The organism is Alcaligenes faecalis (genome assembly GCF_041521385.1).
In the GTDB taxonomy this organism is placed as follows: Bacteria; Pseudomonadota; Gammaproteobacteria; order Burkholderiales; family Burkholderiaceae_B; genus Alcaligenes; species Alcaligenes faecalis_E.
In genome coordinates, this window is the sequence record NZ_CP168006.1 from 3,725,037 (window position 1) to 3,742,427 (window position 17,391).

14 protein-coding genes are annotated in these 17,391 nt (G+C 53.8%); 13 read left to right on the top strand and 1 reads right to left on the bottom strand.

Features of this window, described 5'->3' with window-relative positions; genetic code table 11:
• The first annotated feature begins 88 nt into the window (after positions 1–88).
• The 5 genes from guaA to ACDI13_RS16135 all read left to right on the top strand — a co-directional run bounded on the left by guaA (position 89) and on the right by ACDI13_RS16135 (position 6,586).
• Positions 89–1,675: a glutamine-hydrolyzing GMP synthase gene (gene guaA / locus ACDI13_RS16115; RefSeq protein WP_316990247.1), complete on the top strand. Its 1,587-nt coding sequence runs from the start codon at positions 89–91 to the stop codon at positions 1,673–1,675.
• Between the two features lie 349 nt (positions 1,676–2,024).
• Positions 2,025–2,240 carry a helix-turn-helix domain-containing protein gene (locus ACDI13_RS16120; RefSeq protein ID WP_316990246.1) on the top strand — a complete coding sequence of 72 codons (216 nt, stop codon included), beginning with the start codon at positions 2,025–2,027 and terminating at the stop codon, positions 2,238–2,240.
• A complete protein-coding gene (locus tag ACDI13_RS16125) occupies positions 2,237–4,396 on the top strand; it encodes a DNA methyltransferase (protein ID WP_316990245.1) in 2,160 nt (719 codons plus the stop codon). The genes ACDI13_RS16120 and ACDI13_RS16125 overlap by 4 nt, the downstream gene beginning before the upstream one ends.
• Positions 4,396–5,361 (top strand): hypothetical protein, encoded by a 966-nt coding sequence (locus ACDI13_RS16130; protein ID WP_316990244.1) that lies wholly within the window; start codon positions 4,396–4,398, stop codon positions 5,359–5,361. Before ACDI13_RS16125 ends, ACDI13_RS16130 begins: the two co-directional genes overlap by 1 nt.
• 262 nt (positions 5,362–5,623) lie before the next feature.
• A complete protein-coding gene (locus tag ACDI13_RS16135) occupies positions 5,624–6,586 on the top strand; it encodes a dienelactone hydrolase (protein ID WP_316990243.1) in 963 nt (320 codons plus the stop codon).
• Positions 6,587–6,811: 225 nt separating this feature from the next.
• On the opposite strand, the gene ACDI13_RS16140 is transcribed toward ACDI13_RS16135, so the two are convergent.
• Positions 6,812–7,753: a LysR family transcriptional regulator gene (locus tag ACDI13_RS16140; protein ID WP_316990242.1), complete on the bottom strand. Its 942-nt coding sequence runs from the start codon at positions 7,751–7,753 to the stop codon at positions 6,812–6,814.
• 111 nt (positions 7,754–7,864) lie between these two features.
• Between ACDI13_RS16140 and metE the strand changes: the two genes are divergently transcribed.
• From metE to ACDI13_RS16180, 8 genes are all read left to right on the top strand, one after another.
• Positions 7,865–10,156 (top strand): 5-methyltetrahydropteroyltriglutamate--homocysteine S-methyltransferase, encoded by a 2,292-nt coding sequence (gene metE, locus ACDI13_RS16145; protein ID WP_316990241.1) that lies wholly within the window; start codon positions 7,865–7,867, stop codon positions 10,154–10,156.
• Between the two features lie 239 nt (positions 10,157–10,395).
• Positions 10,396–11,373, top strand: coding sequence for a DUF1852 domain-containing protein (locus ACDI13_RS16150; RefSeq protein WP_316990240.1), 978 nt, complete (start codon positions 10,396–10,398; stop codon positions 11,371–11,373).
• A 28-nt stretch (positions 11,374–11,401) separates the two neighbouring features.
• The gene (locus tag ACDI13_RS16155; protein ID WP_094198328.1) at positions 11,402–12,430 is read left to right on the top strand and encodes a methionine synthase; all 1,029 of its coding nucleotides are present in this window, start codon (positions 11,402–11,404) and stop codon (positions 12,428–12,430) included.
• Between the two features lie 462 nt (positions 12,431–12,892).
• Positions 12,893–14,116 carry a zinc metallochaperone GTPase ZigA gene (gene zigA / locus ACDI13_RS16160; RefSeq protein ID WP_316990239.1) on the top strand — a complete coding sequence of 408 codons (1,224 nt, stop codon included), beginning with the start codon at positions 12,893–12,895 and terminating at the stop codon, positions 14,114–14,116.
• A 63-nt stretch (positions 14,117–14,179) separates the two neighbouring features.
• Positions 14,180–15,130: a GTP cyclohydrolase FolE2 gene (gene folE2, locus ACDI13_RS16165; protein WP_316990238.1), complete on the top strand. Its 951-nt coding sequence runs from the start codon at positions 14,180–14,182 to the stop codon at positions 15,128–15,130.
• Between the two features lie 121 nt (positions 15,131–15,251).
• A complete protein-coding gene (gene yidD, locus ACDI13_RS16170) occupies positions 15,252–15,527 on the top strand; it encodes a membrane protein insertion efficiency factor YidD (protein ID WP_316990237.1) in 276 nt (91 codons plus the stop codon).
• Complete coding sequence (locus ACDI13_RS16175; protein ID WP_316990236.1) at positions 15,520–15,981, top strand: SufE family protein; 462 nt, start codon at positions 15,520–15,522, stop codon at positions 15,979–15,981. Before yidD ends, ACDI13_RS16175 begins: the two co-directional genes overlap by 8 nt.
• Positions 15,978–17,372: a dihydroorotase gene (locus tag ACDI13_RS16180; protein WP_316990235.1), complete on the top strand. Its 1,395-nt coding sequence runs from the start codon at positions 15,978–15,980 to the stop codon at positions 17,370–17,372. The genes ACDI13_RS16175 and ACDI13_RS16180 overlap by 4 nt, the downstream gene beginning before the upstream one ends.
• The last annotated feature ends 19 nt before the right edge of the window (positions 17,373–17,391 follow it).

Genomic DNA, 17,391 nt, shown 5'->3' on the forward strand with positions numbered 1-17,391 from the left:
CAGCCTGGAGTATTTCTGCGGCTCCCTAAGCGGCGCTACACAGCGTAAAATAGATCCTTTACCGCTTTATTATTGGCTCGATACTTTCATGCACCAGCGAATTCTGATTCTTGATTACGGCTCCCAGGTTACCCAGCTTATTGCGCGTCGTGTACGCGAAGCCGGTGCTTACTGTGAAATTCACCCCGGTGATGTCAGCGATGAATTCATCCGTTCCCAAGAAGGCCTGAAAGGGATTATTTTGTCAGGCAGTCACGCCTCGGTCTATGCCGACGACGCTCTGCAAGTACCCGCTGCAGCCTTTGACGCTGGTGTGCCCGTGCTGGGCATTTGCTACGGTATGCAAGCCATGGCCCGCCAACTGGGTGGTGTTACCGAAGGCTCGGATAAGCGTGAATTCGGTTACGCCGAAGTCCGTGCACACGGCCACACCAAATTGCTGGACGGTATCCAGGATTTCGCCACGGCAGAAGGCCACGGCATGCTCAAAGTCTGGATGAGCCATGGCGATAAAGTAACCGCCTTGCCCCCCGGCTTCAAGTTGATGGCTTCCACGCCCACCTGCCCCATCGCCGGTATGGCTGATGAAGATCGCGGGTTCTACGCGGTTCAGTTCCACCCTGAAGTCACCCATACCGTCCAAGGTGCAGCCTTGTTCCAACGTTTTGTGCGCGATATTTGCGGTTGCGTGGGGGATTGGAACATGCCGGACTACGTGCAGGAGGCCATCGCCAATATTCGTGAACAAGTCGGCGACGAAGAAGTGATCCTGGCCCTGTCCGGTGGTGTCGATTCCTCCGTTGCTGCCGCTCTGATCCATCAAGCTATCGGTGACAAGCTGACTTGCGTATTCGTGGACCACGGCCTGCTGCGTCTGAACGAAGCCCAGCAAGTCATGAGTACCTTCGCCGACAATATGGGTTTGAAGATTATCCATATCGATGCATCCGACCGCTTCCTGGGCAAATTGGCTGGTGTCACTGATCCAGAGGCCAAGCGCAAGATCATTGGCCGCGAATTTGTGGAAATCTTCCAGGAGGAAGCCGCCAAGCTTAGCAACGCCCGCTGGTTGGCCCAAGGCACAATCTACCCGGACGTAATCGAATCCGCTGCAGCCAAATCCGGTAAAGCCACCGGCATTAAATCCCACCACAACGTGGGCGGCCTGCCGGAAACATTGAACCTGAAGCTGCTGGAGCCCCTGCGCGAACTGTTCAAAGACGAGGTGCGCAAACTGGGCGTAGCCCTGGGCCTGCCACCCGCAATGGTCTACCGTCACCCCTTCCCAGGCCCAGGCTTGGGTGTCCGTATTCTGGGTGAAATCAAGCGCGAATATGCCGACCTGTTGCGTCAGGCCGATGCTATCTTCATCGAAGAGTTGCGCAACACCGTCGACCAAGAAACCGGCAAGAACTGGTACGACCTGACTTCTCAGGCCTTCACTGTTTTCCTACCCGTGAAAAGCGTAGGCGTGATGGGCGACGCCCGTACCTATGAGTACGTGGTTGCCATGCGTGCCGTACAGACAACCGACTTCATGACGGCTGACTGGGCTGAACTGCCATACTCGCTGCTCAAGCGAACCTCTGGCCGTATCATCAACGAAGTGCGCGGCATTAATCGTGTGACCTACGACGTAAGCAGCAAGCCGCCAGCGACGATCGAGTGGGAGTGATCCCGCGTCCGGCACAGACTGGCACCTGAAGGCATAAAAAAGCCGCTAAGCCCGCGTCATTGCGGGCTTTTTTGTTTTTTTTGTCTGGCATGCTCTGGCCACAAAGGGAAGCGCCAAGCACTGTTTGAACATCGGGTTCTCTTTTTAGCGTAATTCATCTACGACCTTTCCGGCCGAAGTACAGGGAGTTGCTATCGAGCCAGAGCCGCAGGGCTGTTGCAGGACACGGGCGCGGGCCGAATCTGCGGCTTTGCGTACAGGGAGCCTTGGGGGCATTGGGGTGGGGAAATGGTAAACTTGGCCAAACTTTGGAAAACTTCGCCGTGTACTACCAAGCGAGCCGCCTTATATGAATCAATCTGATAGTGAAATTCTCACTCTGGACGAAGTGGCGATCTATCTCAAGGCAGGGAAGAAGACAGTCTACCGACTTGCCCAGCAAGGGGAGATACCGGGGTTCAAGCTGGGCGGAACCTGGCGCTTTCGCCGTGGCGAGCTGGATCGGTGGATTGCGAACCGCATCGGCAAGGCGAATGTTGGAAACGAAGTCGGGGCAACAGAGTGACTACTACTCCTACTCAGGAAGAAATGAACCGCGCAAAATCGAATCAATCACTGTTACGAGAAGTCTTTGACGCGAGTGGTCTCGACCAACAGGGCTTGGCCCAATACCTTGGAACGTCTTATTTTTCAGTCGTCCGATGGACACGTGGAGACATCGAGCCTAGCGAGGATGTCATTAAACAATTGCACGGTTTACTTGAGCGTGTGAATGCGGGTCATACTATTGATCTGGCGAGTTTGAATGTGAATCGTATATTCGCATCACGTGGTATCCGAAAAAAAACCATTGCTAACGACTATGAAGGCACAGTCGCAATGCGTGATGAGCCTGGCCCGTATTTACTTTCCCGGCTTAAGAATGGATCGCTTTGGGGTAATGGGAAGCAGCGTCTTGCAGAAATTCTGTCTTCCCACAGCGACGCGGCAGAGACGGTCGACCAGGCCGTGGCGGAAGGGGTTTCCGCTGGAAAGAACACCTATACCTACGATGCTCACACATACCATACCAAGGTGCCGCCACAAGGTATCGCCCAAGTCTTGCAGAAGTATCTGCCGTCTGGAGGAGTGGTACTAGATCCCTTCGCCGGAAGTGGCATGACAGGCGTGGCTGCCCTCACGACAGGTCACGATGTCATCCTGAACGAGCTTTCCCCCGCCGCTGGATTTATAGCTGACCGTTTCACATCACAGTGTGATCCAGCGGCGCTGAGGGCGGCTGTCAAGACAGTTATGCAGAGTCTTGCCGGACTGCGGAAAAAAATATACACCACTCAGTGTCGAACGTGCGCTAAGGAAACCGAGCTACTGTTTACCGTCTGGTCATATAAGGTTACTTGCAGCGAATGCAGTAATGAGTTTGTCCTTTGGGACGAATGTCGTAGCTATGGCAAAACCGTTCGGGAGCACAAATTTCTTCGTGAGTTTCCTTGCCCTCACTGCAAGCAACAGGTGAAGAAGTCGCGCCTTGCTCGCACGACTCCGGTGCCTGTTCTTGTTGGCTACAAGTGCTGTGGGAAAGTGCAGTCCGAGGTTCCGCCTAACGAGGCCGATCTGAAGCTGATTGCTTCGATTGAGGCAAATAACTTTACTGCAGTGGATTTCGTCCCTGATTTCGAGTTACCCGATGGCGTGAACCTTGCGCAACCCAAACGTCATGGTCTTACCAACATCAAGAATTTCTACACTGCGAGGAATCTTGCGGCGATGAGTCAGCTTTGGCAGGCGATCCACAGGATTGAGGACACGAATCTTGCAGCGTTCCTCGGCTTTGTTTTTACCTCGCTCTACCAACGCGTAACAAAACTATCCGAGTACCGATTTTGGGGTGGCAGTGGGAATACCGCGAACTTCAATGTTCCCTATATTTTCAATGAAGCCAATATCTTTGTAACCTTCGAGCGCAAGGCGCGTTCGATCATTGACCACCTTGAGACAACGGCACAGGCCTATACAGGTCGTTGTGTCGTTAATACGGGGTCTGCGACTAATCTCTCGTGTCTGCCAGACAACAGTGTTGACTTGATCTTCACTGATCCGCCATTCGGAGCCAATATCAACTACAGCGAGATGAATATGCTGTGGGAGTCGTGGCTCAAGGTCTATACGGATTCTACGAATGAGGCGATCGTCAATCGCGTCCAGAAAAAAGACGCTGGCAAATATCAGGACTTGATGACGCAAAGCCTCCAAGAATGCTACCGCGTTTTGCGGCCAGGTCACTGGCTGGTGCTTGTTTTCATGAATTCTTCTGAAGACATTTGGAATCGTATCCGTCGCGCTGTATTGGACGCTGGTTTTACAATTGAACGGGTCGATATCTTTGACAAACAACACGGTACTTTTAAGCAGTTCGTTAGCGACAACACAGCGGGTGCTGACCTTATGCTCCATTGTCGTAAATCCAAGTACACGAGCCCTTCAGCGACGACCAACAACGTGGCTAACGTAATGTCCGTGAAGGATTTTTTCGATAATCGTAGTGGAATTGTCCCGGTTTTGCCTTACTTGCATGTCAGGCGGGACGCCGATATCGATTATCGAACACTGTACAGTGAATATCTGGCTGATAGTCTCTTGCAACACGGTAGGATGCTTGACTTCAGTACGTTCCGGTCCCAGGCAATGGATATTCTCGAACAGAAAAAGGGTAGGGCTTAATGTTTTACTTGGAAGCGTTTACAGATACAGAGCAGGAGTTAGCCAAGAAGAGGCTTGCCACACAAGTCGCCTCGATGATGGGGAGAAAACTTGAGGAAGGGGACTGGAGTCGCGTTTACTGCCTTGCCAAAAACATCCCTGATGGAGGGTGGAGCAATCTGCATATCGATGTCAATTATCAGGGACTGGGACTTGAGATGAAGTTGCTGCGTATCGCGGGCCTTCGGGATAGACCAATCAAGTCGGTTTGCGGTACGACGCTGATGCACCCTGCAGCGACGAGATCCATCCGCATTGACGACACCTCGCGCAACGCCACTGATGTCATGCAAGATGTGTTCAAACAGTATGCGGAGTTGATTCAAGAGCGCACCAATCGCGTCAAAGAGGCCGCACCTCACAAAACCCCAGACATGCGCACAGGCTGGCTGCTTTGGGAAGATAATCTAACGGAGTTTCTGTACTTTGAGGAGCGGATGCTTGCACCCAATCCTGAACAATTTACTGCTGAATGGAATATCACCCCCGCCAGGGGCGCTCGCAAGGCTAGCAAGAGCCTTTGGATCTACGATAAAGACACTAGACAAAAACGCTACTCCGTCACCACCAGCGCGGGTATCAAGATCCAACCTTATTTTGATGTACCGCTGCCCTCAGACGAGAATCTCTATTATTTTCGAGTTCAAAGCGAACCGATCAATGCAACAACCGTTCGCCTATGGATTTCGGCTGCGACGGCCAGTGCAATCAAGATTAAGCTTGGCTCGCTTGACTCGGCTACTGTGAGCACAGCCATCCTCCATACTGTTGAGCGAGTTGGCAGTATTGAGCAGGCTCCAGAGGACGATGATGGGCTTGCGGTCGGTATAGACATCAGCAAGGAAGCACATAATCTGCTGGTGGCTACATGGGAAGCGGTAAGTGATGAGCATCGAGCTCAACTGCTCCTGACGGCGCTTGCTTAAAAAGCGACTGCTGGATGTGTCAATGGTGTTGACTAATTTAAAGGCTGATAGGGCGCGAGAGACTGATATCGATGATCCGTGCCAAGCATTTGGCGTCACTCGATAGGCCCGGTATGGGCATATATGACCACAGGGGGAGCTGCATTCAGACGGAGTGGAGTTATTTCACTGCCTGTGAGCAGCTTGCGCCATGAGCACATAGATAGAAATCGAAGTCCAGCTCTGCGCTAAGGGTGATTCATATTCAGAATAAAATGGATAAATGCATCCTGTAAAACTCGTTCTTGCCGCCGCTGTTAGTTTCACGACGATCGTTGCCCATGCGGCTGGTTTCCACCTTATTGACATTCCGGCTGAACCGGATAGTCCAGCACTCAAAGGTGCGGTCTGGTATCCCTGTCCGCAGCCCTTGGAGGAGCTAAGGATGGGGCCGCATGTCATGTCCGTTGCCAAGGACTGCCCAGTCGCAGGCCGCCATCTTCCGCTCGTGGTGATCTCGCACGGCTGGAGTGGCACATTCCTTGGCCATCGGGGCATCGCCGAGACCTTGGCGAATGCTGGTTTTGTCGTTGCTGCCATTAACCATGGTGACAACGCAATGAATTCAAGGCGTCACGGAGACCTGTCTGTCTTGATTGAAAGACCAGTTGATATCAAGCGTTTGATTGATTTCATGCTTGATTCCTGGCCCGATGCTTCCAAGCTGGATGCCCAGCGTGTCGGCTTTTTTGGGTTCTCACGTGGAGGCTACACTGGGCTTGTTACCGTCGGTGCCCAGCCCGTTGGCGCATTATGCGAGAACAGAGATAATCCAGCCTGTAAGCAGGCGCATAAGGGGGAATTGCTGACACTGACCTATGATCCACGAATCAAGGCTGTCGTGGTCGCTGATCCGCTCAGCGACTTTTTCACGGTTGAGAGCTTCAGAAATGTGAGGGTGCCCGTGCAACTTTGGCGCTCTGAGCAGGGTGGTGATGGCGTAACGCCGGAAAGCATTGCTGCCATCGCCCGCGAGTTGTCGGAGGTAGTCGAGTTTCATACTGTGCCAGCCGCTCAACATTTTGCTTTCTTGGCTCCGTGCTCAGCCGAAATGGCGAAGTGGGCCCCCGAGATTTGTTTAGACTCCCCTGGGTTTGAGCGTCAGGCCTTCCATAAGGAATTCAATAGCACAGTACTTGCTTTCTTTCGCAAGAATCTCGCTAACGATGAAAAGCCAGTCCCCTGATTTCATTGGTGTATAGGATCGTTGAAAACGACAGTGATGGTTTCATGTTGATGGGTGTGCAGGACACGAAATGCCTCATCCTTTAAAGCTGACAGATCGCTATTGTTCTTTGGCAAGTCCAGGCCTTCAATCTTGCCAAACGAAACCTAAGATCATGGGCGCTGAAAATCGGATTATCCTGCCGAGGGCTTGTAACGAGGCCACCCCGCTCATTGGCAGCCCATCTTATGTCTTAGTGTTGACTGCCTGAGCGTAGGCGTTAGGACTGCTTGGCACACCACTCGGCCCAGACCCCCGCGCCAGATCCATAAACGCCTGCAGATAATCAATCACGGTTTCTGTCTCCCTCATCCCCAGGAAGATCTGCTTGGCAATGCCATGCTTGCCTAGTCTTACCGGCACCACATCCAGCTTCTCCGCATACTCCTCCACCAGCCATCGGGGTAGGGCGGCGACCCCACGTCCACTGGCCACCATCTGCATCATGATGTCTGTCGTCTCAATTGCCTTGTGGCGTCGGGGGGCGATGCCGGCGGGCAGCAGAAACTGGTTGTAGATATCCAGCCTGTCTATGTCCACCGGATAGGAGATCAGCACTTCCCGGTCCAGGTCTTTAGGCTTGGCATAGTCCACCTTGGCCAGTGCATGAGCTTTATTGACCACCAGTACTTGCTCGTAGTCGAACACGGGCTCAAATTTCAAACCGGGTTTATAGAGCGGGTCTGGGGTGACCAGCAGATCAATTTCATAGCCAAACAGCGCGCCAATGCCGCCAAACTGGAATTTCTGCTTCACATCCACATCCACGTCTGGCCAGGCACTGAGATACGGCGAGACGATTTTCAGCAGCCATTGATAGCAGGGGTGGCATTCCATGCCGATACGCAGTGATCCTCGCTCGCCTTGGGCGAATTGGCCCAGGCGTTCTTCGGCCAGATCCAACTGGGGCAGGACGCGGTTGGCAACGGCCAGCAGATACTGCCCAGCTTGCGTCAATTGCAGGTTGCGGCCTTCGCGACGCCAGATTTCTGTGCCCAGTTGCTGCTCCAGTTTTCGCATGGTGTGGCTAAGGGCGGATTGAGTAACGTGCAGCACGGCAGCAGCGGCGGTCAGGGACCCTTGCTTGTCAACTTGCTGGACGACGGCCAGATGGATGCGCTCTAACATGATACGTGAATAATATTCATGGTTTGGTGAGATAAGACCATTTTACTTCATTGATTCGGCTTCCTACAATGCAAGTCATTCTTTAATCCACTGGCCTATTGAGAGCAGCACATGACGACGATTCATAATCTTGGCTTTCCGCGCATTGGCGCCAAACGGGAACTGAAGTTCGCCTTGGAGTCCTACTGGAAGGGTGAGTCTTCGCGTGACGAACTCAAGGCTCTGGGTGCTCAGCTGCGTCAGCGTCATTGGGAAAACCAGGCGGGTCTGGATCTGGTGCCCGTTGGAGATTTCTCTTTTTACGATCAGGTGCTGGATGCCAGCTTTTTGCTGGGTAACTTGCCCGAGCGTGTGCAGGGCTTTCAGGGTGATGAGCTGGATAACTACTTCCGCGTAGCGCGCGGTCGTTCGGCCAAAGGTCTGGAAGATCATAGCGCCTGCTGCGGCGGTGTGGCTGCCGGTGAAATGACCAAATGGTTCGATACCAACTATCACTACATCGTCCCCGAATTTACGGCTGACACCCAGTTCAAGCTGGACGCCTCGCGTTTGCTGGAGCAACTGGCGCAAGCCAAGGCTCAAGGCGTGAAAGCCAAGCCTGTGATTATTGGTCCCGTGACTTATCTGGCACTGGGCAAGGCCAAGGATGAATCCAACAAGCTGGCCCTGCTGGATCGCTTGCTGCCCGTGTATGTCCAATTGCTGGATACGCTGGCCAAAGCCGGCGTGGAGTGGGTGCAGATTGACGAGCCTATTCTGGTTACGGAGCTGGATGCCGATTGGCAGCAAGCGTTCAAGACCGCTTATCAGCAACTGAAAGCTACGGGCGTGAAGTTGCTGGTAGCGACGTACTTTGGTCAGTTGCTGGAAAATGCTGCGTTGGCCGCCAGCTTGCCTGTCGCCGGTTTGCATGTGGATGCCATCAATGATCGTGATGGTGTGGATGCACTGCTCAAGCTTTTGGGTGACGACAAGGTCTTGTCCCTGGGCGTGATCAATGGTCGCAATATCTGGAAAACAGATTTGACCGCCGTGCTGGACTGGGTTGAGCCTATCGCCAAGCAATTGGGCGACCGTCTGTGGATTGCTCCTTCCTGCTCGCTGCTGCACGTGCCAGTTGATCTGGATAGCGAACAAAAGCTGGATGCCGATGTGAAGTCCTGGTTGGCCTTTGCCTTGCAAAAGCTGGATGAACTGCGGGTATTGGGCAAAGCCTTGAACCAAGGTCGTGATGCCGTCAAGGCAGAACTGGCCGAGAATCTGGCCGCGTTGACGGCTCGTCGCACCTCGCCCCGTGTGAACAATCCTGCGGTGAAAGCAGCGGTAGCTCGTATTTCGGCCGAGCTGGGCAAGCGCAAGAGCGTCTACGCACAGCGTGCGTCCAAGCAAGCTGAATTCCTGAAGTTGCCCGCATTCCCCACCACGACGATTGGTTCTTTCCCGCAAACGGTAGAAATCCGCCGTGCTCGTAGCGAGTTCAAGGCAGGTCGTCTGGACGAAAACAGCTATCAGGCCGCCATGCGTGCCGAGATTGAGCGCAGCGTGCGTGAGCAGGAAAAACTGGGGCTGGACGTGTTGGTACATGGCGAAGCCGAGCGCAACGACATGGTCGAATACTTTGGTGAGCAACTGGACGGTTACGCATTCACTCAGTTTGCTTGGGTGCAGTCTTACGGTTCGCGCTGCGTGAAACCGCCCATCCTGTTTGGTGACATCAGCCGTCCTCAAGCCATGACGGTGGAATGGATCACCTACGCCCAGTCGCTGACTCAAAAACCCATGAAGGGCATGTTGACCGGCCCTGTGACGATTTTGAACTGGTCCTTTGTGCGTGATGATCAGCCTCGTTCGGCTTCTTGCCTGCAACTGGCGCTGGCCATTCGTGAAGAAGTGCTGGATCTGGAAAAGGCCGGTGTGCATGTGATTCAGATCGACGAAGCTGCCTTGCGTGAAGGTTTGCCACTGCGTAAATCGCAATGGCAGAGCTATCTGGACTGGGCCGTGGAGAGCTTTCGCATCGCCGCCAACGGCGTGGGTGACGAGACGCAAATCCACACACACATGTGCTACTCGGAATTCAACGACATCATTTCCTCCATCGCCGATATGGATGCGGACGTGATCACCATTGAAACCAGCCGCTCGGACATGGAGTTGTTGGAAGCCTTCGAGAACTTCCAGTACCCCAACGAGATTGGCCCTGGCGTGTACGACATTCATTCGCCTAACATTCCGACCGAGCAGCACATTGTGAATTTGATGAAGAAAGCCGCCGAGCGCGTGCCAGCAGAACGTCTGTGGGTGAACCCTGACTGCGGTTTGAAGACACGTCAATGGGCCGAGGTGATTCCCGCTTTAACGAATATGGTGGCCGCAGCGAAAGCATTGCGGGCAAGTGCCTGATCCGATCAGGAGTGAGTTTGGCGGAAGGTCCCGGCCAAATGCCGGGACTTTTTTTGAGGGCGATTCAACATGGTTTTCTGGCTTCACCAGGAAGAAGAGAGCAAGCGGCACAGCCCCCAAAGCAGATCCGACAAACAGCGTGACATATACATAAATAAGATGAATTTATTTTTCAAGATCAGTGACTTGGCTGAAAATAAATTCGAGATTGAAATCAGCAATCAGGGCATACATAAAAAATGAATAAAGAATTCGCGTTCAGCATCAAAAGCATCCGTTTTGATGAAAACTATCGTCCATCCGATAACACACGTATTACCACTAACTTTGCCAACCTGGCCCGTGGTGAAAGCCGTCAGCAAAACTTGCGCAATACTCTGGCGATGATTAACAATCGCTTCAACAATCTGGCGCATTGGGACAACCCGAATGGAGATCGTTACTCGGTTGAACTGGATATTGTCTCTGTTGATATTGATGTTGAAGGCAATGGCTCTACATTCCCTACCATCGAAATCCTGAAAACCAATATTGTCGATCACAAAGAAAACAAGCGTATTGACGGAATTGTCGGCAACAACTTCTCTTCGTATGTGCGTGACTACGATTTCAGCGTGGTTCTGCAGGAGCACAACAAGAACAAAAATGGTTTCAGCGCCCCGGAAGGCTTTGGTGATTTGCACGGCAAACTGTTCAAGGCTTTTGTAAACTCTACCCTGTACCAGGACAACTTCAACAAATCCCCCGTGATTTGCCTGAGCGTATCCAGCAGCAAGGTCTACCACCGTACAGGTAATCAGCATCCCGTATTGGGCCTTGAATACCAGCAAAACGAGTTTTCGCCGACTGACGAGTATTTTGCAAAAATGGGTCTGCAGGTTCGTTATTTCATGCCCCCAAATAGCGTGGCGCCGTTGGCCTTTTACTTCCGTGGCGATTTGCTCAGTGACTACACGAATCTGGAATTGATCAGTACCATCAGCACGATGGAGACATTCCAGAAAATCTACCGTCCCGAGATTTACAATGCCAATTCGGCAGCAGGAATGCGCTATCAGCCCAGCCTGAAAAATGCGGATCACTCGGTCACGCAAATTGTCTACGATCGTGAAGAACGTAGCCGTCTGGCGGTTGAGCAGGGCCGGTTTACCGAAGAAAGTTTTATCAAGCCATACAAAGTGATTCTTGATCAATGGGCAGCCAGTTACGCGCTTTGATTCATCAAAAACAACAAGGTTATTTATTATGAAAAAATTGCTACCCACCTCCACCGCTGGCAGTTTGCCTAAACCCTCCTGGCTTGCTGAACCCGAGAAACTGTGGTCGCCCTGGAGACTGGAAGGTGAGGACCTGGTCGAAGGCAAGAAAGATGCACTGCGTCTGTCTCTGCAAGAACAATTGCACGCCGGTATTGACCTGATTAGCGATGGCGAGCAAACCCGCCAGCACTTTGTCACTACCTTCATTGAGCATCTGGAAGGTGTGGACTTTGAAAAGCGCGAGACCGTGCGTATTCGTGACCGTTACGACGCCAGCGTGCCAACCGTTGTGGGGGCCGTGACTCGTCCCAAATCCGTGTTTGTGGATGATGCCAAATTCTTGCGCCAACAAACTTCACAGCCGATCAAATGGGCGCTGCCAGGCCCCATGACCATGATCGATACGCTGTACGACAACCACTACAAGAGCCGTGAAAAACTGGCTTGGGAATTTGCCAAGATCCTGAACCAGGAAGCCAAAGAGCTGGAAGCCGCCGGCGTGGATATCATCCAGTTTGACGAGCCCGCTTTCAACGTGTTCTTTGACGAAGTGAACGATTGGGGTATTGCGACTCTGGAACGTGCCATCGAAGGGCTGAAGTGCGAAACCGCCGTGCACATTTGCTACGGCTACGGCATCAAGGCCAACACCGACTGGAAAAAGACCCTGGGTTCGGAGTGGCGTCAGTACGAAGAGTCCTTCCCGAAGCTGCAGCAATCCAAGATCGACATCATCTCCCTGGAATGCCAGAACTCCCACGTTCCTATGGATTTGATCGAACTGATCCGTGGCAAGAAAGTGATGGTTGGCGCCATTGACGTGGCGACCAACGTCATTGAAACCGCTGACGAGGTGGCCAACACCTTGCGTAAGGCGCTGAAGTTTGTAGATGCGGACAAGCTGTATCCTTGCACCAACTGCGGTATGGCACCTTTGCCACGCGCCGTGGCTCGCGGCAAGCTGCACGCCCTGAGCGCCGGTGCTGAAATCGTTCGTAAGGAACTGTCGGCCTGAGAGGCTTGGTGCCTGCACGCTAGCGAGTTCAGACGGCCCCCAGCAAACAGTATGGATGGCTAAGCCATCGCTGTTGCTGGGGGCCGTTTTATTGGGGCTGCTGATTTTGTCGTACATGCCTCTGACGCGTCTGGATTTTGTGATTGGTGTCACAGGTTTGCTGTGACAGTGGCTAATTTTGGTCTTGAGTCACAGCACATCGTGCAACGCTTTTGGAACTGCTAGCACTGACTGTCTTATGGTGAGTACTGCGCTGGCGTTTGGCAGACAGCCAGGTTAATAGGTCACCGCCTGTAAAACGTGGCGGGCAATAGAAACAGAATTCAGTTGTGTGTCTGACACTGTCAAGCCCTCCTTGCGAGAGGGTTTTTTCTTGGTCAACTATTGTTATGTTATAACATCTCAAAAATGGTAAAAATCCTGTGTAAGGAGCTGCCCATTGATGCTCAAGGATGAAGAGAAATGACGATGAACCTCGATAACACACCGGTCGATCCCGCGGCCCGCATTCCCGTAACGGTTTTGTCTGGTTTTCTGGGGGCAGGCAAGACGACTTTGTTGAACCACATTCTGAACAATCGCGAAGGCCGCCGCGTCGCTGTCATCGTGAACGATATGAGTGAGGTCAATATTGATGCCGCTCTGGTTCGTGATGGCGGTGCCGAGCTATCGCGCACGGATGAAAAGCTGGTGGAAATGAGCAACGGCTGTATTTGCTGCACCTTGCGCGAGGACTTGCTGCTGGAGGTCGACCGTCTGGCCAAGGAAGGGCGGTTTGATCAGTTGGTGATTGAATCCACTGGCATCTCAGAGCCGCTGCCCGTGGCTGAAACCTTCACCTTTGAAGGCGAGGATGGTCGTTGCCTAGGTGAAGTCGCTCGCTTGGACACCATGGTTACGGTGGTGGATGCCTTTAACTTCCTGCGCGACTATAGCTCGCAAGACAGCATTCAGTCCCGTGGCGAATCCCTGGGTGAAGAAGACGCGCGTACGGTTGTGGACCTGTTGATTGAGCAGATCGAGTTCTGTGATGTGCTGGTTCTGAACAAGATTGATTTGATCAGTGAACCAGAGCGTGAACGTCTGATGGCGATTCTGAACAGTCTGAATCCCCGCGCTCGTATTGAGACGGCCGAGTTCGGCAAGGTGCCCTTGGAGCGTGTACTCAACACCGGCTTGTTTGATTTTGAAGAAGCCTCCAGAGCCCCCGGCTGGTTGCAGGAATTGCGCGGCACGCACACCCCGGAAACGGAGGAGTACGGCATAGGCAACTTTGTGTACCGCGCACGCCGTCCATTCCACCCACAGCGTTTTCTGGAATTGGTCGAAAGCGAATGGCCTGGTGTGGTGCGTTCCAAAGGCTTTTTCTGGTTGGCGAACTTCCCGACTCTGGCGGGGTCCTGGTCACAGGCGGGAGCAGTGGCTCGCTATCACGTGGCGGGTTATTGGTGGGCTTCCATGCCGCCCGAGCGTTGGCCGGAAGACCCTGAAGCGGTAGCCCTGATCAAGGAAAAATGGGATGAGCGAGTCGGGGACGCGCGTCAGGAGCTGGTTTTGATTGGCATGGAGATGGACGAAGCGGCATTGCGCGCCCGTTTTGATGCCTGCCTGCTCAATGATGAAGAAATGGCCAGTGGTCCCAGCACCTGGACAACATGGGCGAATCCGTTTTCAGACTGGCCTTGATGGAATGGAGGTCTTGCCAAATCCATGCGGACTGGAACAAGGCCTTTTGATTGGATGTTGAGTATGACTGTTGTATTGCCCGACCCGGCGCTAAACGATCCCACCCATGGCCTGACTCCGTTGTCCTGGGTGGGGATGGAGGGTATTGATTTACCTATTACCGTGCTCGAACCGGGCTATAGGCGCCAACTGCATGCGCGTGTGGATGCCCAGGTGGATTTGCCGCTGGCGCATGTGAAAGGGATACACATGTCCAGGCTGTATCGCTTGCTCAATGACGTGTCACCAGAGCAAGCCCTGTCGCCCTTGGGGCTGCGGCGTCTTTTGCAAAGCATGGTGGATAGCCAGGACGACTGTGGCACACGTAGTGCGCGACTGGGTTTTAGCTTTGATTTATTGCTGCGACGGCCTGCCTTGGTGACGCAGGATCTGGCCGGCTGGAAGTCCTATCCCGTCGTGCTGGAAGCCAGACTTTTGGATGGTATCTTTGTGTGCAAGGTGCAGGTTCAGATTGGCTATTCGTCGACCTGTCCTTGTTCGGCGGCGCTGGCTCGGCAATTGATTGAACAGGGCTTTATGCAAGCCTTTGGAAAGCAGCCTGTGCTGCGTGCTGAAGAGGTAGCTGTCTGGTTGCGTCAAAACGCCAGTCTGGCTACGCCTCATAGCCAGCGCAGTCAGGCTCTGGTTCAAGTGCAGGTAGCGGAAGATAGCGAGGATTTCGGGCTTTTAACCTTGATTGATCGTGTTGAAAAGGCACTGGCAACCCCCTTGCAAACCGCCGTCAAACGAGCTGACGAGCAAGCTTTTGCCGCCTTGAATGGCCAGAACCTGATGTTTGTGGAGGACGCCGCGCGTTGTATAGAAGCGGCCTTGGTGGGCTATCAGAACCCTGGTGTTCAGGTCCGCCATCTGGAGAGCCTGCATCCCCATGATGCGGTGGCGTTCAAGACTCCTTTGTCGGCAGGGATGTCTCTTTCAGGGCTGAAGGAGGGCGTGGCGCCATGCGTGTTTTAGCCCTTGCTAGTCCTTGCCACACACAGTGGCAACATCAAACTTGCTTGCTGCTGGGGCAGGCAGGCAAGCTCACGGTCAGCCCGTCCGACCTGATGCTTCGCTCCCGTGTGTTGGAGCTGCGATGAAAACCGTTCTTGTCTCTGCCCTGGTCCTGCTGGTTCGCGGCTATCAGCTTCTTATCAGCCCATTGCTGGGGCCACGTTGCCGTTTTCATCCGACTTGTTCTCAGTATGCGATTCAGGCTTTGCGAACGCATGGCCCCTTCAAAGGAACCTGGCTGGCCGCACGGCGTATTGTCCGTTGCCACCCCTGGCATCCGGGTGGGTACGACCCGGTTCCGGCTCTTGGTGAGCAGGGCAGGCAATCGCCCAGGCAAACAGGAGAAGGCCGTGGATAAGGAAGCAGCGCCAGAAGAGTCCATAGCCCAAGCCCAGCAAGCCATTGTGGACAGCTTTCAGTGCCTGGGTGACTGGATGCTGCGTTATGAGTATCTGATTGATCTGGGGTGCTCCTTGCCGGACTTTCCCGAAACATGGCGTACGGAGGCGAATCGCTTGCACGGCTGTCAGGCACAAGTGTGGATGGTGTCTGAATTGCGTGATCACAGGCTGTTTTTTCAGGCTCGTAGTGATTCCGCCATTGTTACGGGCTTGTTGGCTTTATTGATGAAGGTGTATTCGGGGCGTCTGCCTGAAGAAATCCTTTCCCATCCGCCCGACTTTTTACGGGCAATTGAACTGGAGCAGCACTTGTCACCGAATCGCGCCAATGGCCTGTTTCACATGATGGAGCGGATTCGTTTGATGGCACAAGACGCTCTGGATGTAGAAGCTGCCAAGGCAAAACCATGACGCCAGAAACTCCGAAGGCCCCTACCTCCCAGACTGCAGAAACCGCCAGGCAGCAAAATTTGCGTCATGCCGATTTGCTGCTCTGTGGCGGCACGGTAATGACCCCTAACGGAGCCGAACATATCGATATTGCCTGTGTGCAAGGCCGGATTATGGCTCTGGGCGATTTGCGGCCCAGTTGGAGCGCAGACGGTGTGCTGGACCTTACGGGGTTGCACGTATTGCCAGGGGTGATAGACAGTCAGGTGCATTTCCGAGAGCCGGGGCTGGAGCACAAAGAGAATCTGGAAGCGGGTACACGGGGCGCGGTCCTGGGCGGGGTGACGGCGGTTTTCGAGATGCCCAACACGCATCCCTTGACCTTGGGAGCTGCTGATTTGCAAGCCAAGCTGGATGCCGCTCAAGGCCGTAGCTGGTGTGATCATGCCTTTTATATCGGTGGTTCTGCCTTGAATGCCGAGTCCTTGCAGGAATTGGAGCAGCTCCCAGGCTGTGCAGGTATCAAGGTCTTTATGGGCAGCTCTTTTGGAGACTTATTAGCGGATGAGGACGACGTCCTGCGTCGCATCCTGCGTCATGGCCGCAGACGGCTGGCGGTGCACGCGGAGGATGAAGCCAGGCTGCGTGAACGCAAACATATCGCCCTGGATAGCGGCGATGTGCGCCAACATCCGGTTTGGCGCGATGTGGAAAGTGCCTTGAAGGCCACCCAACGCATTGTGCATCTGGCGGCAGAGGTGAATCGCCGTTTGCATGTGCTCCACGTGTCTACCGCAGAGGAAATGCAGTTTCTGGCTGCACACAAACACCGCGTGACAGTAGAAGTGACCCCGCATCATTTAAGCCTGCAAGCCCCGGAATGCTATGAGTGTCTGGGCAGTCTGGCGCAAATGAATCCCCCGGTGCGCGAGCAAGCCCATCAGGATGCGCTATGGCAAGCGATTCGATCGGGTGTAGTGGATGTCATCGGCAGCGATCACGCGCCCCATACCTTGCTGGAAAAATCCCAGGCCTATCCCGCTTCACCCAGCGGTATGACTGGCGTGCAAACCTTGCTGCCCGTGATGTTGAACCATGTCCATGCAGGCCGTTTAAGCCTGCAACGGCTAGTGGATTTGACCAGTGCCGGGCCTGCCCGGATTTTTGGTCTGGAAGGCAAGGGACGCATTGCTGTGGGCTGTGATGCGGATTTCAGCATTGTGGATGTGAAGGCGCGGCGCCGTATCCGCAATGACTGGATTGCCAGTGTTAGCGGTTGGTCTCCCTATGACGGCACGCCGGTGGTGGGCTGGCCGATTCACACCATTGTGCGCGGTCACTGTGTGGTTCGTGATGAAGCCTTGGCAGGGCAAGCACAAGGCAGGCCGCTGCGTTTTCTGGAAGTCCCTTAGCCGCCTATTCAGCAAGGAG